Source organism: Shewanella sp. P1-14-1 (assembly GCF_001401775.1).
Lineage (GTDB): Bacteria > Pseudomonadota > Gammaproteobacteria > Enterobacterales > Shewanellaceae > Shewanella > Shewanella japonica.
In genome coordinates this window covers 77,012-97,263 of sequence record NZ_LKTL01000017.1, presented here as the reverse complement: position 1 = coordinate 97,263, position 20,252 = coordinate 77,012, and the positions used below count along the sequence as shown (strand labels likewise).

Here is a 20,252-nt window from a genome sequence, read left to right as displayed (position 1 = left end):
CCTTTTTGTTGTCAATTTTTTTACGAGATGATTGGGATAAAACTAGTCAACCATCAAGCCTCTTCAGCTTCATAGCCATAGCCATAGCCAGTATCTTGATGATTTGCGAGCTGTGAAACAGCTATCCCTTAGTGATTCCATTACAATAAATCACTTAATTCTGTACCGAGCAAAATCGATGACTGTTGAAGCTGAACCTCATATCACCACTGAAGACACTCACCCAATAGCCACATTGGTTTATGACATCCGCGATAGCCGCTACCTCAATATCACTGGTCGCTGTACATTACGATGTCAATTTTGCCCTAAGCATAATGGTTCAAAGCAAGTTCATCAGTATGAGTTGTCGCTTAGTGCACAAGTGAAGCCAGAAGACATCATCCCTTTGCTTGGTAAGGTAACGTCCTTTGATGAATATGTGTTTTGTGGCTACGGTGAACCCACCCTTAATTTGCACACCTTAATTGTTGTCGCAACCCATATCAAAGCCGCAGGCGGTAACGTTAGAGTGAACACCGATGGATTAGGTAACTTATTTCATCGCAGAAATATTTTGCCTGAGCTTGCTCACTGTGTTGATAGTTTATCAATCTCGCTGAATGCCAACACTGAAGCCCTGTATATTCAACACTGTAAGCCTAAACTTAAAGGGGCTTATGAAGCGTTACTGGAATTTATTAGCCTAGCGCCAGATTACATTGGACAAGTGCAAGTATCTGCAATTAATGGGCTTGAAAATGTCGATATTGAGCAATGCAGGCAGCTTGTTGAACAACGAGGTTGTGAGTTCAAACAACGTGAGTTAGATGTCGTCGGTTAGTGCTGATTTATGTTAGTAATAAATTAGTTAAAAAAGCTTTACTGAGGTCAACCTATTCACGCTTTCGTGATAACATCACCTTATCAAGATTGTGAACCTAAGTAAGCGAATGTTTAAAAGACAAACCAACAAAAATGTCTCAAAATTTCTGCTCATTTCTGCGCAAGATATTCAATGGAGTCGTCAACAAGTACTGGCATTATTAAGCCAAGTTTCTGTGATGCTCATTAGTATTGTCATTTTTACCACCCTGTTATTAAGTTTAGGTGAACGCAGACTTCAAGAAGATTGGGCAGCTAAGCGCTACAGCGAACTGCAAACCGTTGGAACACTCGCCTCTGATAAAGTTAACTTCCTGCAGTTTCGCACCCAAGCATTTTCTAAAGCTGAATTGATGAATCAGTATTTGAGTAACCCTTCTGAGCTACAAAAAGAAAAGTTACTTAAAAACTGGGATGGCTTATTGACCCATATTCCAGAATTACTGGGGTTAAGCTTATTTGATCCACAAGGCAATCCAAGACTTAAAACCACTAATGCTTTTGATAATGTTGCCTTACCTACAGTGGTGGTTAACCATGATAAAACCATGGGCGGTAACGACATTTATTCGTCACAAATTCAATTTGTGTCAATCAATGGCAAGCTAATTCCCTACGTTTACCAACTTGCTTGGATTGAAAACCCAGATCAAAGTATTCGAGGTTATTTGGTTACTTATAACTCCATCTCTGAAGTATTACAGACAATTAAACCTGCCTTTTTTAATCATCATTCACCGTTATTATTATTTGGCTCACAAGGCATGTTATATGCGGGCGCATCACAAGAGCAGCCCCTCAAAAAAATCCCCACAACCCTAGGCAGTAGCATACAACAAACCTACCCAGAACTGTGGCAACAAATGGCCAATACCAATTTTGGCCAATATCATAACGAACTGGGTACTTTCGTATTCTTAAAAGTGGAATTAGCAGCAAATAATTCTGCGATTAGAGAATACTATTTAATGTCATATATTCGCCACGAAGACATTGCCGCTAGGTTTGAACAATGGCGTTATATATTAATCTTTTTCGGCGTCCTGATAGGCTCGCTTGCCACTGCGCTGTTATATACAAGACATCGATACCAGCTAGAGAAAAATGCCAATGTGAATAGCATTAATTTAGCCAGTAGTTTATTTAGAAACCAGCAAAGCTGCTTAATTGTTAATAGTAGCGGCCGAGTATTAAAAGCAAACCGTCAGGCAGCTAAAACGCTATCTGTTGAAATTGAAGCATTATTAGAAAGACGTTTGCAACGAGTACTACAACTTGAAGATGATGTTTATCAATCCCTCACTGACGCCATGGAAAATGGTAAGCATTGGCAAGAAATCGTTAGCATAGATGAAGATAGTTGTACTATTACCGTGTCGGCTCAACCAGGTAAAACCCAATTAAAAAGTGAGCGCTACTGGGTTGTAACCTTTGAAAATATTACCGAACTAACCTCAGCTAAACAGCAAGGCTATTTTTATCAACTGCTATCAGAAAGTAATGTCGCGACAGCATTAACTGATACCAATGGTCAGTTGCTCAAGTTTAATCACAAGTTCAAAAAACTATTAGATATCGAAGCCGACAGTCAAGACAATGTGATGGAACTACTCGGAAAAGAGTTCTCTCAGCAATGGGCCGATATCAACAGCAGATTAAGTTTACAAGGTAAATGGAAGGGGCAAATATTTGCTGATGCTGATACTCGTTTTGCCAATAGTTTGAAAGCCAGTATTCAAGCTGAGCATAATATTGATGGCGAGATTGAATATTTAGTGGTGACACTGCAAATACTCAAATTGCAAAAATCATTACAACAACTTCCTAGCCAGCAAGCGCCGTTGAGTTCGATGGTGGTGCCATTATCTGAACTCGAAGTGCATTTTAGTACGTTAACAGAGCCCAATAGAGAGCAAACCTGTTTACTGATTATGGATATCAACCCTGAAGGGTTAATCAGCCACATTAGCGATATCGATCATCTTGAGAAGCGTCAAAAAGATATTGAAATGCAATTATTGATTGATTTACCAATAGGGTTTCAAATCGCCCATTGGCGTTTAGGTTCGTTGGTCATACTGTTAACATCCAGTGACTCTGTTCAAGCCCATAAATATGCAATGAGCATCATGGACAGGTTAGAGCAAAATGAGCTCAATGAAGGCATAAACATTGGTATCGCTGGCTATCCTGAGCCTCAGTCGTTTGAACATTACTTGAGTAATGCTGAAGTCGCGTTAAAAAGAGCAAAGCAAACGGGTAATCAGAACATTTGCCAAGCGTTTACTCGAAAAGCATAAAACAAAAAAGCGGGATAAATGACAAGATTTATCCCGCTTTTTTATACTATTATAAAGCCTGCTTCCTTCGCTTAATCACCCATTTCAAGTAAATCGCCGGGTAATTTGCTGCGAGTAATTTCAATAATATTAGAGCGGCTCATCACCACCTTATAACGCGCATATTCTAGCGGGCCTTTACCATCTTTAAGCACAGCGACTAGGTTCACTTGATAACGCCGCTCTACAGATTCATTACTCACCTTTCCGTCTTGTTCTTTATAAATTTTAGCTTTGCCGCGCTCTAAATGACGCGCAAATGGAACCAAACTAAAGTTAACCTGTTCTTGTATTTGTGAGTAACCAGCCTCAAACTCTTTATTGGTCACCTTAGTCGCAATTCGATAATGCAATACTTCTGCATCCACCTTATTTTGACTATGCCGCTGCTTCATTATTTCTGCCACAGCTTTAGGAATATCTTGAGGGCGAGTAAAGTCTAGCCAGACAAGCTGTTTAGCAATGACCGTTTGTGTAGTGGTATCTTTTAATACTCGGCTCCAGCGAGGTCGGCCTCTTTGTATAAATCGCCATAGGGCATTACGAACATCTTCTTTAAAAATTTCCCTAAAGCCATAAATAATGGCCAAGGTAACAATAAGGCTCATGGTTAAACCACTGAATACCCCCTGTGCCTTAATAATCAATGCCGATACCACAAGCATCACCAAAGTCGTTGCTAAACCTGTCACAAACTTTTTAAGCCCTATACCAAGAGGTTTTAATTCCTCTTTAAGGACGACCCCTTGCTGAATCAGGCGGCGAAGCAACAGCATTTTATTAGAGATACGATTGGCATCTTGCTTAGTTCCCGCAGAGTTGTATTTACGCTCTTCTTCGCGGTAATGATGCTCTGCTCGGCATAAGGCAATAATCTGCTCTTTTTCTTCTTTATAAGCCGCATTCCTTGGGCGATAAGCTAAGGTTTTCAGTAATTGCTGCTCGCAAAACCACGAAAGATAATTATCGGCATTAGCAAAGTAAGATTGCCATTTTTCTTCACTCGGTTCATTACGACGAAACTTTTTTAATAGCTGCGAAACCGACTGACCGAGTTCGGTTAAAGCGGGGTAAAACTCTTCAGCTTCGGTAAGTTGGCGAACTTCTTTGGCATCGGTTTCAATCGCAACGGCAAATTGATATGCGAACAAATTAAGATAAAAACGAAACTCTTCTTTGGTGCGTTTATTGATACTCACAAAGCGGTTTTGAACTAAAGGTAAATGTAGACCTTTCGAGTAATAGGAGCGCCTACCTAACATCGCACTGTGGTAGTACTCTTCTTCATCTAAGGTTTTTTCACCAATCCCCATTTCAGTGGGGAGATAAAAGAATAAATCAAACGTGCGTTGATGCCCAACCTCCATTTGGTGGCTGAACTTAATTGATAATGCTTCTTCTTGTTTTACTTTGACTTTTGCCACTGAGGAGAACTCAACAACGAGGGAATTACCATACTATAGCGAATTTAAATAACAAAGCGAAAGCCTGACCTTATCAAATCAAACTTTATTCGTGTAGTCGGCAGATCCATGAACTACTATTTGGAGTAAATTTAATAGAAATATAGTTTTTATTCATACTCATTTCTAACACTTTTACAGTGACATTAACCTGACTACCTATCGACAAGTTAGCCTGAGGCTCGTCAAGCTCTTTTGCAAGATACGTTTTTAAATAAGAATTATCGTTTTCAAATTGTACGTCAGTGACCGCTAAATCTAATTGATAACTTACGCTTCCCACTTCTAACTCTTTCAGTTCGCCCGCTAACGAAATAAACTCTCTATCGGACGGTTTATCAGCATTGTAATAATCTAAGCGGATCTGCCCATCTTCAACTGTGAGTGATAAAAATAATTCGCCTTCATCAATCTCTTTTGGCTCAGCACTTGTCGTTTCAAAACGATAGACATCACTTTGACAATCAAATGACCACACCTCTCTGGTGTCGGCAAAACGTTCTAATGTCAAAATAACAAGGCAAAATATGCTCATTGAAATAAACAAAAAAACGATACGTCCAAATGTTGTCGATAAAAATTTAGTGAGTTTATTCACCACAGATTCGCACCTTTTTAAGCCACGCGGTGGAGACAAATAAAAGTTCAGGATTATCACGCAACACTTTTATGTTATGGAATCGCACACCTTTATCGACTTGTTTTTTCAGCAAGATACTCACCGAATTATCACCCTTGGCTAATGTGGCAGATATTGAATCCCACAAAATCGTGTCACACTGTTTTAACGCTGCGATACTTGTATCCGCGACCTCAGAAAAATCACGTTCACTTTTGTCGTCACCATAGAGTTTAAAAACGACACTAGCACCACTTTGCGATTCAAAAGTACGGCTCACATCCGGAATGACAAACTCAGGAGCGCTGAGATTTGAATAAACAAAATTACACGCCAACAACGTCATTAGAATAATCAGTATGTAATGGGCATTTGAAATCGCTTTATTGGGAGTATCGAGTAAACTGCTGTGATGACCGACGACTCTGTTGTATAAAATCACCCCTTGATCAGCAATCAGCTCAATTAAGCCTCGATGCGAATCGCCAAAATAATCTTTAAAGTTTTCAACCAACTGCTCCATCTCATCGACGGATAACTTTTGATGGCATCCTTGTTCTTCTTCAAGAAATGCTAAGGTTTCAATAGGCACGACTTGGCCACGATGTTTAGCTAAAATGCTTAACACCCAATACTCACTATGGTTGAGTTGCCATTTAGTAGCAGTAGATTGGTTGATAAGCACCTTACGCTCATCATCAAACCAACAACAACCGATTTGCATGCCTTTTTCGTCTCTTCTGTCAATATGGGAAATCATTATACGCTAGGCAAAAGGGTATAATTGTGATCAAAATAACTGATAAAGTCTCGGCATCTAAATTCGTGAGCTATACCCCGAAATTTCAATATTTAGGCTTAATAAAACACCCTAAAAAGTTACACCTGTTACGTAAATGTTTATTTTTATTTGGATAATCGATTAAACAAACATCACTATTTACGCCCTAGCGAACCTATGACATAAAAACAAGTTCATTTTTAAGCTGAATTAACATGAGAAAATGTAACATTGGTAACAGTCATAAAATTGAGATACCCATGCTTTAAAATGATTATTTTAGACACAAAAAAGCCGAGCATAGCTCGGCTTTAAACCCAATTGACTAACAATTAAAATGCGTAGAGAAGTGTCATGTTGGTTTCAGTATCAGTGCTCTTAAAGTCTTCTAACGGCTCGCTGTTATAACGAACAATTACAGCAAACTTCATTGCTAAAGCGCCAATAATATTTGCAGTCAAAGCAGACTCTGAACGCCCTTCTAAAGAATCACCATAATCTGCAACAAACAGCTGAGTGAACTTAGAGCTTTCAGTAATTTCATATGAAAAGTTTAACGCACCGTGAGCAACAACACTGTCCTCAGTGTCATAACCTAAGGCCAAAGACTGCTCGTCATCTAATTTTTTATAAATATAACCAGGACCGATTTCAGCACTTAAAAATGTACGGCCATTATCAATAAATTTATGACCATAACCTGCTGAACCAACCGCTTTATAATCAAAACCAGTAAAAGGATCGACTTCATAGTTTGCTGTAACATACATGTAGTTCTTTTCGTCGAACTTGTAGTCACCTTGAATACCAGCGTAGTAACGCTTTGCAGTATTCTCACCAGAATCTTCTTTGTATAAGCCTTCTAGTAAGTATGCGTTTTCCCAGTTACCTAGTTCTTGTTTAAGGCCTAGACGGGCTTTAAAAGAAGAGGTATCCGTGTTACCTGTGGTCAGTGTTGCACCCAATTCTGCTTCACCAGCAAAGGTCTTATCGCCTTCAACAAAGTCCGCACCCGCTTGAGCAGCAAATGGCATGGCAAGCGTAACACCTGCAGTCAGTAGCAGTTTTTTCATGTCATCAAATCCTTTATTTACAATAAAATCAAAATCACCCCAGAAATTGAACCGCATACTAACACTTTGGTAGCAAAATTGAAAAAACAACTGCATTTTTACAGCTTAAACACACTAAAAAGTATATTTAGGCAAGAATTAGACTCTTTGTCCGCCAACGTCCACTTCGCCAACGCCATAACATTGTTAAACCTCGAGTCCATTCATCGATCGCTAACGCACACCAAACCCCTACTAACCCCATATCCCAATGAATACCGAATAGATAAGCTAACGGCACAGCAATACACCACATAGAAATCATCCCAGCAAAAAATGGGAACCGAGCGTCACCACTTGCTCGTAGCGCATTAATCACGACAAGATTAAATGTTCTACCGGGTTCCATCAGTAAAGTTAATAAGAATAACTGGCCTACCATCAATAAGATATCTTCATCTTGAGTAAAAAACGCCACTAACTTTTCGCCAAATATTGCCGCTAAAGCTGCAACAATCGTCGTTAAAATTAAGCCAATTTTTAATGCACGATACATCTGTGTTTCTGCTGATTTAAATTGTTTGGCACCAATCATGTGACCAATCATAATTTCGTTACCAATCCCTATGGATAAACCGAACAATAATATGAACATACAGATTTGAAAATATAAGGATTGGGCAGCAAGCGCTTTATCACCCATTAAGCCAACGAATGCGGTAACAACCATAAACTGCAACATCCAAGAAACGTTCTCGCCAGCAGCCGGTAAACCGATATGGAAAACCTTAGCAAGTAAGTGCTTTTTCGGTTTAATGATTTCAGACAACTTAATTGGGATTTGGGTGTACTTAACAAACAAGTATGCCATTAATGTCATCCCGATTAAGCGCCCAACAACCGTACTAATGGCAACACCTGCCACCCCCATTTGCGGGATTCCGAACCAACCATAAAGTAACAACAAATTACCTGCGAATGTGATGACATTCATGAGTAAAGTCACCCACATCGCTTGTTGGGTAAATCCATGGGCACGCATCCCTGCAGCTAAACACATTGCCATTGCTTCAGGAATTAAACAGATACCAACAATTTGAAGGTATAGCTTTGCATCAGGAATTAGCTCTACGGGTAAATTCATTAGGTGCAAAATCAAACCTGCCCCAAAAAACACACCCAAAGCCGCAGCCACGCCAACCATGAGGTTAAAACCAATAGAAGAGTAAACCACGTCACTCGCAGTGGCTCTATTCTTGGCGCCCAAATATTGCGTTATCACCACACTCGCGCCGATACTGACGAAACTAAATAGCGTAATTGAAAGCTCAAATACCATGTTACCGACCGATAGTGCAGCAACACCCTGGTAAGATACTCGGCTAATCATTAGTGTATTTAATGCGGCTGTTAAAAAGTGCAGCGCAAAATCAAAAAAGAGTGGCCAAGTCAGTGAGAAAAGCGATAAGGGAGCAGTGTTTTTTACGTGCATTACAATACTTCAATAATGGTTAAAGGTGACATATTCCATTACAAGCATAACGGCCAAGAATGACATTAATGGGTCAAGTAGCGCCGCCAAGTTCATCTGAACTCAAATTTAAGGGCGGGGATAATGCGGCATAAAACGCTTATGCACAAGTCATTTTATTGAAAATAATCCAATAAAAAAGCCAGCAAATTCTGCTGGCTTTATCGAAGCTTTAACAATCAATTAGTTATGATGACTATAACGTATAGCTTTTTGGCCATCATCATAGAATTGACCTAGGACAAATCAAGCTTTAGTTGATTTGTGGGTCTAATTCACCTGATTGGTACGCTTTATACATAGCTTGAAGTGACTTAGGCTTAATTTTAGAACCCATGCCAGCACAACCAAATGCTTCATAACGTGTCGTACAAATGTCAGCCATTGCTTCCATTGACGCTTTTAAGAATTTACGAGGGTCAAACTCTGAAGGGTTTTCAGCAAGGAACTTACGAACAGCACCTGTTGACGCTAAGCGTAAATCGGTATCGATGTTAACTTTACGTACACCATGCTTAATACCTTCAACGATTTCTTCTAATGGTACACCGTAAGTTTCAGGGATTGCGCCGCCGTATTGGTTAATCACTTCTAACCACTCTTGTGGTACAGAAGATGAACCGTGCATCACTAAGTGGGTGTTTGGAATACGTGCGTGGATCTCTTTGATGCGATCGATACGTAAAACGTCACCGGTAGGTTTGCGGCTAAACTTGTATGCACCATGGCTGGTACCGATTGCAATTGCTAATGCATCAACATGGGTATCAGCAACAAAACGTGCCGCTTCTTCCGGAGTCGTTAGCATTTGATCCATGCTTAAAGTACCTACGGCACCAATACCATCTTCTTCGCCTGCTTGGCCAGTTTCTAAACTGCCTAAACAACCGATTTCACCTTCAACTGATACACCACAAGCATGAGCGAAAGCAACAGTACGACGAGTCACATCAACGTTATACTCGTATGACGCAGGTGTTTTACCGTCAGCCATTAATGAGCCGTCCATCATAACTGATGACATACCTAATTGAATTGAACGTTGACAAATATCTGGGTCAGTACCGTGATCTTGATGAATACAAACTGGGATATCTGGGTACTGCTCTAGTGCCGCTGCCATCAGGTACTTAAGAAACTGTGGACGAGCATATTTACGTGCTCCCGCAGATGCCTGAACAATTACAGGGCTGTCAGTTGCTTCAGCAGCTTGCATAATTGCACGCATTTGCTCAAGGTTATTGACGTTGAATGCAGGTACACCATAATCGTGTTCTGCAGCATGATCTAACATTTGACGTAGAGATATTAAGGCCATTTTTTACTCCAAAAATAGGGTGATTTCTCACCTAGGTCGCTATCGCTTTGGATTGATTTTTATACCCTATGCACATAATTCTTAGCCTTGATAACAAAGTAGCTCAGCTAAAATTTATAAACATGGGCGGTTTTTTTCTAATAATTATATTTTTCTTATTGCAATTCTTACTCACTTCAGCGCGTCTTCACAGCGTTAACTCTTTGGTTTTAAGCTGTGAGACGTTCGCTAAAGGGTCTAACTTAATCGTTAATTTGACGATTATGCGCCACGCTTTTCAAGCATCGCGACAGCAGGTAACTCTTTTCCTTCAAGGAACTCAAGGAAAGCACCGCCACCTGTCGAAATATAAGAAACGTTATCTGCGATATCGTATTTATCTACAGCAGCTAATGTATCTCCGCCACCGGCGATTGAAAATGCACTTGAATCAGCAATCGCTTGAGCGATACGTTTGGTGCCAGCACCAAATTGATCAAATTCAAATACGCCTACTGGACCATTCCAAACAACAGTCCCTGCAGCTTCAATGATTTTTGCTAATGCTTCTGCACTGTCTGGACCAATATCAAAAATCATATCGGTATCAGCAACGTCGCTAACAGGTTTTAATGTCGCTTCCGCAGTTGGGCTAAACTCCCCAGCAACAACAACATCAGTTGGGACGGGGATATCTCCACCACGACTTTGGGCGTTAGCGACTAAACGTTTAGCCTCATCAACTAAATCTGCTTCAAACAAAGATTTACCCACTTGATGGCCAGCTGCAGCGATAAAGGTATTCGCAATACCACCACCAACAACTAGTTGGTCAACTTTAGTAGATAAGCTTTCTAATACGGTTAATTTAGTTGAAACCTTTGAACCACCGACAATCGCCACCATTGGGCGAGCAGGGTTATCTAAAGCTTTACCCAGAGCAGATAATTCACCTGCTAATAAAGGCCCAGCACAAGCAACTGCAGCATGCATACCTACACCGTGTGTAGAAGCTTGAGCACGGTGCGCAGTACCAAATGCATCCATCACGTATACATCACATAAAGCAGCCAGTTTTTTAGCTAATACTTCATCGTTTTTCTTCTCGCCAACGTTAAAGCGAACGTTTTCAAATACAACCACTTCGCCTACATTAGCGTTAACACCATCTAGGTAATCAGAAGCTAAAGTGACTGGACAATCTAGCGCATCGTTTAAGTAATTCACCACTGGCTGCATTGAAAACTCAGCATTAAACTCACCTTCAGTTGGGCGGCCTAGGTGAGACATCACCATCACTGCAGCCCCTTTTTCAAGGGCAAGTTTAATTGTCGGTAAAGCCGCGCGCAGTCTTGCATCACTGGTGACGACGCCGTCACTGACGGGAACGTTTAGATCTTCACGAATAAGCACACGCTTATTAGTTAAATCTAACTCACTCATATTGATAATAGCCATTGAGACCTTCCTTTTAATTTAAAAACAAAACTGCTTTTGCTATAGAGCGCTTTACCCGATGAAGGTAAAGCGCTCTATAGACGTAAATTAGTGACCAGAATCTTTAGCGTGAATCATCGCTAAACTGGTGTCGAGCATTCGATTTGCGAAGCCCCATTCATTATCGCACCAGAGTAAGAGCTTAACGAGATGCCCGTCGCTTACTCTGGTTTGTGTGCCATCAACAATACTGGAACGAGGATCATGGTTAAAATCACACGACACCAATGGTGCATCAGTATAGCCCAACACAGCATTAAATAGGCCGCTCGCAGCATGCTCTAATACATTATTTATTTTATCAATATCAACCCGTTCATTAACTGTTACCGATAAATCTATGGCGGTAACGTTAATCGTTGGCACACGCACTGATATCGCTTCAAACTTATCTTTCATGTGCGGCAGAATGCGCTCAATGCCCCGTGCAAGCTTAGTATCGACAGGAATAATTGACTGACCAGCTGCACGTGTTCTGCGTAAATCATCATGGTAGGCATCAATCACTTGTTGATCATTCATCGAAGAATGTATCGTCGTGATTGCGCCACTTTTAACCCCAAAATGATTATCTAGTACATCAATGACAGGCACAATACAGTTAGTGGTACACGATGCATTCGATACCACGGTATGATCAGCTTTAAGTAAACTGTCATTGACGCCATACACTATGGTGGCATCCACATCAGCTGAAGAAGGATGGCTTATCAGAACTTGTTTCGCGCCAGCTTGAATATGCGCTTCACAAGCATCACGCTCTATTAGGCTGCCACTACATTCATAGACAATATCGATATCAAGCTCAGCCCAAGGAAGCTTAGTCGCATCAGCTTGATGTAATAGTTGAATAACATCATCACCAATAACTAACTGATCATCCTTCAGCTTAACTGTATTTTGGAATCGACCATGAGTTGTATCATATTGAGTGAGATGGCTAATTGCTGCAGGCTTGGCAAGTTCATTGATTGCCACAATCTGGATTTGCTGACGTTTACCCGACTCGTAAAGTGCACGAAGGATAGATCGACCTATACGGCCATAACCATTAATAGCGACTCGGATCATTGAGGGTTAAGCTTCCTCTTAACAGTACTCAGTAAAAAGCAGATAAAAAAACGGCCTGCAAGTGATTGCAGGCCGCCATTATACAGACTTCATGGGTAAAAGTTTACCCTTTTAATTGCGTCCGTTTTGGATTAACCCAGTGAATTTACTGTTTTAACCACATTTTCAACGGTAAAGCCGAAGTACTTAAGTAGCTCGCCACCTGGTGCAGACTCACCAAATGTGCTCATACCAACAACACCGCCGCTAAAGCCAACATACTTATGCCAGAAATCAACATGCGCTGCTTCAATCGCCACACGTTTTGTTACTGAGGCAGGTAATACAGACTCTTTATAAGCTGCATCTTGCTTATCAAATACATTCGTAGAAGGCATAGATACAACTCGAACCTTTTGACCTTGCTCTGTTAACGCTGCAGCAGAATCAAGAGCTAATTGCACTTCACTACCTGTTGCAATCAAAATAACATCAGGTGTACCTGCACAATCAGACAGTACGTAACCACCTTTAGCCACATTTGCTAATTGCTCAGCATTACGAGACTGGGCTTTTAAGCCTTGGCGGCTGAAAATTAATGACGTTGGCGCTTTGCTGTTTTCAATCGCAGCTTTCCAAGCAACGGCTGTTTCAGCAGCATCACAAGGACGCCATACTGTCATGTTTGGTGTCATACGTAAGTTAGCTAATTGCTCTACTGGTTGGTGAGTTGGACCATCTTCACCTTGACCGATTGAGTCGTGGGTATAAACAAAGATATTTTGAATACCCATTAGCGCCGACATACGTACAGCATTACGCGCATATTCCATGAACATCATGAAAGTCGCACCGTAGTTAATGAAACCACCATGAAGCGAGATACCATTCATGATACCGCTCATACCAAATTCACGAACACCGTGGAAGATATAGTTACCCGCTGGGTCGTCTTGAATACCTTTAGAGCCAGACCATAATGTTAAGTTAGAACCTGCAAGGTCAGCACTACCGCCTAATAACTCTGGTAACATTTCACCGAAGAAGCCAATCGCATTTTGAGAAGCTTTACGACTTGCAATGCCTTCTGCTTTATCTTGGCACTCTTGAATAAATGCATTCGCTTTTGCTTCAAATTCTGCAGGCAATTCACCGGTTAATACACGACGTGTAAATTCAGCTGCTTCTGCTGGGAATGCTGCTTGATAAGCTGCAAATTTCTTATCCCATGCAGATTCGTTGTTTGCGCCAGCATCTTTAGCATCCCAACCTTGATAAACGGTTTCAGGAATTTCAAATGCCGCATGTTCCCAACCAAGGAACTCACGAGCTGCAGCAATTTCAGCATCACCTAATGGTGCACCATGACAATCATGGCTGCCTGATTTGTTTGGAGAACCAAAACCAATAGTGGTTTTACAACAAATCATCGTAGGCTTATCTGTCACTGATTTTGCTTCTTCAATTGCAGCGCGGATAGCATCGCTATCGTGACCATCAACATTTGCAATAACATGCCAGCCGTATGATTCAAAACGCTTAGGCGTATCATCTGTGAACCAGCCTTCAACATGACCATCGATAGAAATACCGTTGTCATCCCAAAATGCCACTAATTTGCCTAGGCCTAATGTACCCGCTAAAGAACAAGCTTCATGCGAAATACCTTCCATTAAACAGCCATCACCTAAGAAACAGTAAGTGAAGTGATCTACGATATCGTGACCAGGCTTATTAAATTGTGCTGCTAAGGTTTTCTCAGCAATAGCCATACCCACAGCATTACTGATACCAGCACCTAAAGGACCGGTTGTGGTTTCAACACCTGGGGTGTAACCGTACTCAGGATGACCTGGTGTTTTAGAATGTAATTGACGGAAGTTTTTGATTTCTTCAATTGGCAGCGCGTAGCCTGACAGGTGAAGTAAAGAGTAAATCAGCATTGAACCATGACCGTTTGATAAAATGAAACGATCGCGATCAACCCACTCTGGGTTAGTTGGATTATGCTTTAGGAAGTCATTCCATAGCACTTCGGCAATATCTGCCATCCCCATTGGTGCACCTGGGTGTCCAGAATTGGCTTTTTGAACGGCATCCATAGTTAATGCGCGGATAGCGTTTGCGAGTTCTTTACGAGATGACATGCTCTCTCCTGCTTGTTTGTGAGGTCTAGCGGGCAATTGTGGGGGCATATTTTCCCCTACTAGGCGATGTGACGCAAATTTTTATTAGCGGTATTAGCCACTTTTTTTCATCTAACAATCTATTGCAAACTAAACGCGTAGATTAATTAGCCAACTTTATACCATGTTACCGATAACATTTGTATAACTTTTTCCCACTAAGCTATTACATTTTCTATTTTAAATTGCCCTAAGAGATTTTTTATCACATTAAAAGTACCGTGAATATTTGTTGCCACCGGCGAATAAAAAAACCAACAAAGTGATAAACATCAACTAAAGTTATTGTTTTATTTTTAACCTTAGCATCTCTCCCCAATACAGTATAAAGGCAAGAATTAGCATAAAATTCATAAGATTAATTTAATAAATTTATAAAACAGAGCAATTACAGTTTTTATAAATCTTTGAATGGTTGCACAATTTTTAACTTATATTGATTCTAAGGGGTGTTATCAAACCTAATTTGAATTATTATAGACGTCTAGATGTAGATGCTTCTACACGTTCAAATTCCAAAAGACGAGATTTACCAACTATGGCAAACCACTTGTTCACCTCTGAGTCAGTCTCAGAAGGTCATCCAGATAAAATCGCCGATCAGATTTCTGATGCGGTACTAGACGCAATTTTAGAGCAAGATCCAAAAGCGCGTGTTGCATGTGAAACTTACGTTAAAACTGGCATGGTATTAGTCGGTGGTGAAGTTACGACTTCAGCTTGGGTTGATATCGAAGAAATCACACGTAAAACAGTACGTGAAATTGGCTACACTCATTCAGATATGGGTTTTGATGCTGACTCTTGTGCGATTTTAAATGCGATTGGTAAACAGTCTCCAGATATTAACCAAGGTGTTGATCGTAGCGATCCTGCAGAGCAAGGCGCAGGTGACCAAGGATTAATGTTTGGTTATGCAAGCAATGAAACAGATGTATTAATGCCTGCACCTATTACTTACGCACACAAGCTGGTTAAACGTCAGTCTGAAGTCCGTAAAGACGGTACATTACCTTGGTTACGTCCTGATGCGAAAAGTCAGGTTACTTTTGCCTATGAAAATGGTCAAATCAAAGGTATCGACGCCATCGTCCTGTCGACTCAACATCGTGAAGATGTGACGCAAGAAGACTTAATCGAAGGCGTGATGGAAACCATCATTAAGCCTGTTTTACCATCACAATGGTTAAACAAAGACACTAAGTACTTCATTAACCCAACTGGCCGTTTTGTTATTGGTGGCCCAGTAGGCGATTGTGGTCTAACCGGTCGTAAAATTATCGTAGATACCTACGGCGGTATGGCACGTCACGGTGGCGGTGCTTTCTCAGGTAAAGACCCATCAAAAGTGGATCGTAGTGCTGCTTATGCTGCACGTTACGTTGCTAAAAACATCGTTGCAGCAGGTCTTGCTGATCGCTGTGAAATCCAAGTGTCTTACGCTATTGGTGTTGCAGAGCCAACGTCAATCAGTATTGAAACATTTGGTACAGGTAAAGTTTCTGAAGACGTACTTATCAAGCTAGTTCGCCAGCACTTTGAATTACGTCCATATGGCTTAACCGCTATGTTAGATTTGGCTCGTCCAATTTACCAAGGTACAGCTGCATACGGTCACTTCGGTCGTAATGAGTTCCCTTGGGAAGCGACTGATAAAGCTGAAATCTTACGTGCAGATGCAGGCTTATAAGTTTTCAGCTTAGCCTAGCGCATAAAGTAGAATCAAAAAAACCGTCTTATGACGGTTTTTTTATGGGTAAAATTCACTAAAACGGCTAAGAGAACGTACGATAAAAAAGATAAATAATAATAGCGCCTACAGAGAGCACTGAAGGATAAAATGTCAAACTAAACCCTAACGCTCTTGTGGCGGAGCCTTTTTCATAACCACTGATAAATATAATTCTGCCGATAAAAAAGACTATCGATAATAGCGCAATCAGTGACATGAACTCAGCAGGCATAATAAAGGTCCATAAAAAATACACGCTCAAAACAATACAAAATTGCTCTAAGGTATTTTGTAAAACATTTTGCAGATGCCTGGTTTTTTCCGACTCCTCAAAAGCGGAGCGAATATGAGTTTGTGTGGTATTGAATCGTCTTAGTAGCACGCGCCCTGCAGCAAATATAAATGCCAATGCAGGCAAGATTAAGCCATAAGCATATATTGTTAGCCTTTCGACCAAAGATTGTGGCTCTGTGTATTCAAGCGGATTGGCTAAAGCACCATAGGCGACAACTAAAAAAGAGACGATTACCCCTATCACGACGCTCAAAGAGACATCGCTTTGTTTTGATGATAGTTTATTTTTAAATTGTTCTAAAAGTGGCATTATCTCTCCCTGTACTTAATGCTCATCAGTAGATTTTCTTACCCTAAGGGTGTGAATTAAATAGTCCTTTTATTTAACTCGTTTACATCGCTTTATTCGCGCATCAATTGTACTTTATCTCTCGTTAAACAATAGTCACTGCCAGCCATTCTGCCAATGGCATCAAGTTGATCTGCATCTATTTTAAAATTATCTATCGCGTCATCGTTAACATGAACAGCAACGACGTCCCCTAATATCAAATGCCCTGCTAATGGCTGATTACCTAAATCGACAATTTGATTGAGTCGACATTCAAAACTGACCACAGCTTGCTTAACGCGACTTGGTTTAACAATCGTTGAGTCTAAGGTTTCTATTCCAGCATATTCAAACTCATTTTGTTCTGGCGGTAATGAATGGCACGTTTGATTCATTACCGATAAGTCTTGATAACTGACAGTGTTGATCACAAATTCTTGCTGCTCACGTATATTAACTAGCGTGTCTTTTTCTGCGCCTTTATCGGTACTCATTGGGTTAAAGCACAACACTGGAGGATTAGCACTTGCCACTGTAAAAAATGAAAATGGCGCTAAATTAGGTACTCCTTTTGCCGATACCGTAGACACCCAAGCGATTGGTCTTGGGGTGATACCACCAATCAATAATTTATACATTTGCTGTGCGGTTAACGTATGCGGCAAAAATTCCATCGAAATCTCAAACTTGCTTTCAACGTTTAGTTAACATACCTATTCAAACAAAACCGATACAAATAATAGTATGAAAATCATAAACTAAATAAGATAGTTATTAAGCTATCACCGTATAATTATTCAAACAAGCCCTAACCAGCAAACAACTTGTTAACATTCACAAATAAGCACTTTAAAGACTCAAAGTGGATAGAATTTCTACAATGACACTTTCAATATGTGAAAATAAGGAAGCAGCTAAGAAACAAATAATATAACAACCGTTAAACTGGCAATGAAACGAGCATAGAAACCAGCATAGAAACCAGCATAGAAACCAGCATAGAAACGTCCTAAAAATGAGCAATAATTTACCAATTGGAAATAAGGTGATAAGTCGAACCCATTGAAGCAATAGGCTATGATCTGAATGCTCAATATGATGTTAAGCCATACCTACTTTAGCTAACAGGCTTAGGTTGCGCTGCTTAAGTTGCGAGGCTTAGGTTGCTAGGCTTAGGCAAAGAGACTCAATGATAAAACTCAGGAAAATGAATGCACTCCTATTATATGTTCAAAGCAAGTAAATCTGACTTTTCTAGCCTGTCATCAGTGCCTTTGCCAGTCAGAGCGTCGGACAATATTCAGGGCGAGTACTACCAAACGACTTTGAGCGAGCAGCAACAATTATGGTCCGTAATCAAACTTTTCTATCGCCAACACTTGCCCTACTCCAAGCCAACGTTTAAAGACACTGTCATCCTCTGCTGCCAAGAAAAAGCTGATGATAAGCCAATAGCTAACCACACGAACCTGCTTCAAATCGATAATATTTTAGCTGCTGTGAGGATAAAAAAAATTGGCGAGGTTCAATTAGTCACAGGGTTAGTCGTTAAAAAAAGTGCTAGAGGCCAAGGAATCGCTCATCAATTGATGTCTGTTATTCAATCAAATTTGCTTGAATCTGAGTGTTATGTTTTTGCAATAGCTTCGCTCACCGATTTCTATCAGCAGCACGGTTTTATTAAGCCCCATGAGGTAGACAATAATATAAATCAGTTATTTAAAAAGCATAACAACCAAGATAGACCTTTGGCATTACTTAAGTTGAGTTAAGTTGAGTTGAGTTGAGTCAGATACAGTAAGAAAATTTAGAGAAATACGTATCAGCAGTGATCAAAGTGCGCCGTTTCTACGCACATAAACGCCACTTGTTGCATATTCAACACTGGTACAGTCAGCTCTCTTGCAGAGCTTAGATCTACGTCTTGCAGCGCATCGATTAATTGAATAGCCTCTTGATAGCCATTAGCTCGGCCACAACCAATATTGCCGAAGTCAGTTTCAACTAGGTAGTGGCCATGTTGGCTTACAGCTTGCTCAGTATCTAACTGCGCAGAACTTACATACTCAACCACACGATACGTTTTATTTTGTGATGCTAATACTGCCACCACAATTTTGGCATTATCATAAGCGGACAAACGTAAATGCAGATACGGCAGAAATAACTGTTCAAATTGATTTAGCGAGTTTTCAACACTCATCATTTACCTCTTGTTATGCCATACATTAAATTCTTCGGTTAACCACTTCATTAATAACCTTGTCCATACCTGCTTGTCACTATTAATTTTTCATTAGCAGCAAATAGTAATCACGCTGCTGAAAACTAAAGTAATCCACTACTTCCATGGCAGATTTACCAGTATGAGCGGCGAAAGAAGTTTGATTTTCTTCTGCGATAAAAGTCACCATATAAGGGTATTTTTTGGCCACATTACAACTAAGCTTTTCAACTAACTTCGCAAATATCCCTTGACCACGAAAATCAGGATGAATCCAAATGGGGCCATATTGACAACTATTTTGCGCCGTTATCTTACTAAACCCCGCTTCTATATCAGATAGTTTTCGCATAACAAGTGCGTATATACCCCATGATTTAAACCATGACCAAGGTCCAGCAATCACATAACCAATAATACTTGCCTGACTTTGTGCTGCACTCGTTTGTTTTTCATTGATCTCAGCTAACATAATCCAACCGAGGCGAATTAACTCGCTAATATCGGTCTTTGAAAAACACTGCCCTGACATACTTTCTGCGGGTGATGACAGCTCATCATTCATGTAGCTCTTTTCAAGTCGAGCCAGTTCCGCTGAGTCTTCTTGTGTTGCTAATCGGTATTGGATTTTCATTCAGTTTTATTATCACTTTCTTGTTTTACTTGGGACTGCGGCTGCTTTTGTGCCCAATCGAAAACTAATGCAACTGGATAAGGCGCCATAATTAAAAGCCCAATACCAATCAGACTCGCCACTAATAACATGCCATTTATTTCGTTGGCCATGTCTGTCAATAAATAGAAATATGCGCCACAGCCAACCATAAATAATCCGACCAGATGCATGACTTTAAATATTTTACTCATTAAATAGCTCTTATTAACTGAATGACATATCAAGATGTCTATTTTTACGACAAGTTTAACTAATGCACTGACTTTAAAGAATGAATAACAATTAAATCTACTTCATCATGAAAATTTAGCTGAAA

General features: G+C 40.3%; 18 protein-coding genes. 4 read left to right on the top strand and 14 right to left on the bottom strand.

Annotation, left to right across the window (positions count from 1 at the left end):
* Positions 1–178: 178 nt before the first annotated feature.
* Together AN944_RS13605 and AN944_RS13600 are read left to right on the top strand one after the other, a co-directional pair.
* The gene (locus AN944_RS13605) at positions 179–823 is read left to right on the top strand and encodes a TatD family nuclease-associated radical SAM protein (RefSeq protein ID WP_055025169.1); all 645 of its coding nucleotides are present in this window, start codon (positions 179–181) and stop codon (positions 821–823) included.
* A 109-nt stretch (positions 824–932) separates the two neighbouring features.
* Positions 933–3,164 (top strand): PAS domain-containing protein, encoded by a 2,232-nt coding sequence (locus tag AN944_RS13600; protein ID WP_055025168.1) that lies wholly within the window; start codon positions 933–935, stop codon positions 3,162–3,164.
* A 71-nt stretch (positions 3,165–3,235) separates the two neighbouring features.
* Here AN944_RS13600 and AN944_RS13595 read toward each other — a convergent pair whose 3' ends face one another.
* From AN944_RS13595 to tkt, 9 genes are all read right to left on the bottom strand, one after another.
* Positions 3,236–4,627, bottom strand: coding sequence for a hypothetical protein (locus AN944_RS13595; RefSeq protein WP_055025167.1), 1,392 nt, complete (start codon positions 4,625–4,627; stop codon positions 3,236–3,238).
* A gap of 85 nt (positions 4,628–4,712) precedes the next feature.
* A complete protein-coding gene (locus AN944_RS13590) occupies positions 4,713–5,267 on the bottom strand; it encodes a hypothetical protein (protein WP_055025166.1) in 555 nt (184 codons plus the stop codon).
* Positions 5,257–6,045 carry a hypothetical protein gene (locus AN944_RS13585; RefSeq protein WP_144430194.1) on the bottom strand — a complete coding sequence of 263 codons (789 nt, stop codon included), beginning with the start codon at positions 6,043–6,045 and terminating at the stop codon, positions 5,257–5,259. Before AN944_RS13585 ends, AN944_RS13590 begins: the two co-directional genes overlap by 11 nt.
* Before the next feature lie 353 nt (positions 6,046–6,398).
* The gene (locus tag AN944_RS13580) at positions 6,399–7,139 is read right to left on the bottom strand and encodes a YdiY family protein (RefSeq protein ID WP_055025198.1); all 741 of its coding nucleotides are present in this window, start codon (positions 7,137–7,139) and stop codon (positions 6,399–6,401) included.
* A gap of 127 nt (positions 7,140–7,266) precedes the next feature.
* The gene (locus AN944_RS13575) at positions 7,267–8,610 is read right to left on the bottom strand and encodes an MATE family efflux transporter (protein ID WP_055025164.1); all 1,344 of its coding nucleotides are present in this window, start codon (positions 8,608–8,610) and stop codon (positions 7,267–7,269) included.
* Between the two features lie 292 nt (positions 8,611–8,902).
* Positions 8,903–9,967: a class II fructose-bisphosphate aldolase gene (gene fba / locus AN944_RS13570; protein ID WP_055025163.1), complete on the bottom strand. Its 1,065-nt coding sequence runs from the start codon at positions 9,965–9,967 to the stop codon at positions 8,903–8,905.
* Between the two features lie 261 nt (positions 9,968–10,228).
* The gene (locus AN944_RS13565) at positions 10,229–11,404 is read right to left on the bottom strand and encodes a phosphoglycerate kinase (RefSeq protein WP_055025162.1); all 1,176 of its coding nucleotides are present in this window, start codon (positions 11,402–11,404) and stop codon (positions 10,229–10,231) included.
* An 87-nt stretch (positions 11,405–11,491) separates the two neighbouring features.
* Positions 11,492–12,514 (bottom strand): erythrose-4-phosphate dehydrogenase, encoded by a 1,023-nt coding sequence (gene epd / locus AN944_RS13560; protein WP_055025161.1) that lies wholly within the window; start codon positions 12,512–12,514, stop codon positions 11,492–11,494.
* Between the two features lie 131 nt (positions 12,515–12,645).
* Positions 12,646–14,640, bottom strand: coding sequence for a transketolase (gene tkt / locus AN944_RS13555; RefSeq protein WP_055025160.1), 1,995 nt, complete (start codon positions 14,638–14,640; stop codon positions 12,646–12,648).
* A 577-nt stretch (positions 14,641–15,217) separates the two neighbouring features.
* Between tkt and metK the strand changes: the two genes are divergently transcribed.
* Positions 15,218–16,369 (top strand): methionine adenosyltransferase, encoded by a 1,152-nt coding sequence (metK, locus tag AN944_RS13550; protein ID WP_055025159.1) that lies wholly within the window; start codon positions 15,218–15,220, stop codon positions 16,367–16,369.
* 85 nt (positions 16,370–16,454) lie between these two features.
* On the opposite strand, the gene AN944_RS13545 is transcribed toward metK, so the two are convergent.
* Positions 16,455–17,015: an MAPEG family protein gene (locus AN944_RS13545; protein WP_055025158.1), complete on the bottom strand. Its 561-nt coding sequence runs from the start codon at positions 17,013–17,015 to the stop codon at positions 16,455–16,457.
* 92 nt (positions 17,016–17,107) lie between these two features.
* On the bottom strand, positions 17,108–17,710 hold the full coding sequence (locus AN944_RS13540; protein WP_055025157.1) for a flavin reductase family protein: 603 nt from the start codon (positions 17,708–17,710) through the stop codon (positions 17,108–17,110).
* Between the two features lie 537 nt (positions 17,711–18,247).
* Between AN944_RS13540 and AN944_RS13535 the strand changes: the two genes are divergently transcribed.
* Positions 18,248–18,808, top strand: a complete 561-nt coding sequence (locus tag AN944_RS13535; RefSeq protein ID WP_055025156.1) for a GNAT family N-acetyltransferase — start codon at positions 18,248–18,250, stop codon at positions 18,806–18,808.
* Between the two features lie 50 nt (positions 18,809–18,858).
* On the opposite strand, the gene AN944_RS13530 is transcribed toward AN944_RS13535, so the two are convergent.
* From AN944_RS13530 to AN944_RS13520, 3 genes are all read right to left on the bottom strand, one after another.
* Positions 18,859–19,239: a hypothetical protein gene (locus AN944_RS13530; RefSeq protein ID WP_055025155.1), complete on the bottom strand. Its 381-nt coding sequence runs from the start codon at positions 19,237–19,239 to the stop codon at positions 18,859–18,861.
* 82 nt (positions 19,240–19,321) lie between these two features.
* Positions 19,322–19,894, bottom strand: coding sequence for a GNAT family N-acetyltransferase (locus tag AN944_RS13525; protein WP_055025154.1), 573 nt, complete (start codon positions 19,892–19,894; stop codon positions 19,322–19,324).
* Positions 19,891–20,127, bottom strand: a complete 237-nt coding sequence (locus AN944_RS13520) for a hypothetical protein (RefSeq protein WP_055025153.1) — start codon at positions 20,125–20,127, stop codon at positions 19,891–19,893. The genes AN944_RS13525 and AN944_RS13520 overlap by 4 nt, the downstream gene beginning before the upstream one ends.
* Between the last annotated feature and the right edge of the window lie 125 nt (positions 20,128–20,252).

Coding starts and splice junctions, on each gene's coding strand:
- tkt (WP_055025160.1), bottom strand. CDS start 14,640: ATGTCATCTCGTAAAGAACTCGCAAACGCTATCCGCGCATTAACTATG.
- AN944_RS13600 (WP_055025168.1), top strand. CDS start 933: ATGTTTAAAAGACAAACCAACAAAAATGTCTCAAAATTTCTGCTCATT.
- AN944_RS13585 (WP_144430194.1), bottom strand. CDS start 6,045: ATGATTTCCCATATTGACAGAAGAGACGAAAAAGGCATGCAAATCGGT.
- AN944_RS13520 (WP_055025153.1), bottom strand. CDS start 20,127: ATGAGTAAAATATTTAAAGTCATGCATCTGGTCGGATTATTTATGGTT.
- epd (WP_055025161.1), bottom strand. CDS start 12,514: ATGATCCGAGTCGCTATTAATGGTTATGGCCGTATAGGTCGATCTATC.
- AN944_RS13580 (WP_055025198.1), bottom strand. CDS start 7,139: ATGAAAAAACTGCTACTGACTGCAGGTGTTACGCTTGCCATGCCATTT.
- AN944_RS13545 (WP_055025158.1), bottom strand. CDS start 17,015: ATGCCACTTTTAGAACAATTTAAAAATAAACTATCATCAAAACAAAGC.
- AN944_RS13535 (WP_055025156.1), top strand. CDS start 18,248: ATGCACTCCTATTATATGTTCAAAGCAAGTAAATCTGACTTTTCTAGC.
- AN944_RS13525 (WP_055025154.1), bottom strand. CDS start 19,894: ATGAAAATCCAATACCGATTAGCAACACAAGAAGACTCAGCGGAACTG.
- AN944_RS13565 (WP_055025162.1), bottom strand. CDS start 11,404: ATGGCTATTATCAATATGAGTGAGTTAGATTTAACTAATAAGCGTGTG.
- AN944_RS13575 (WP_055025164.1), bottom strand. CDS start 8,610: ATGCACGTAAAAAACACTGCTCCCTTATCGCTTTTCTCACTGACTTGG.
- AN944_RS13530 (WP_055025155.1), bottom strand. CDS start 19,239: ATGAGTGTTGAAAACTCGCTAAATCAATTTGAACAGTTATTTCTGCCG.
- fba (WP_055025163.1), bottom strand. CDS start 9,967: ATGGCCTTAATATCTCTACGTCAAATGTTAGATCATGCTGCAGAACAC.
- AN944_RS13540 (WP_055025157.1), bottom strand. CDS start 17,710: ATGGAATTTTTGCCGCATACGTTAACCGCACAGCAAATGTATAAATTA.
- AN944_RS13605 (WP_055025169.1), top strand. CDS start 179: ATGACTGTTGAAGCTGAACCTCATATCACCACTGAAGACACTCACCCA.
- metK (WP_055025159.1), top strand. CDS start 15,218: ATGGCAAACCACTTGTTCACCTCTGAGTCAGTCTCAGAAGGTCATCCA.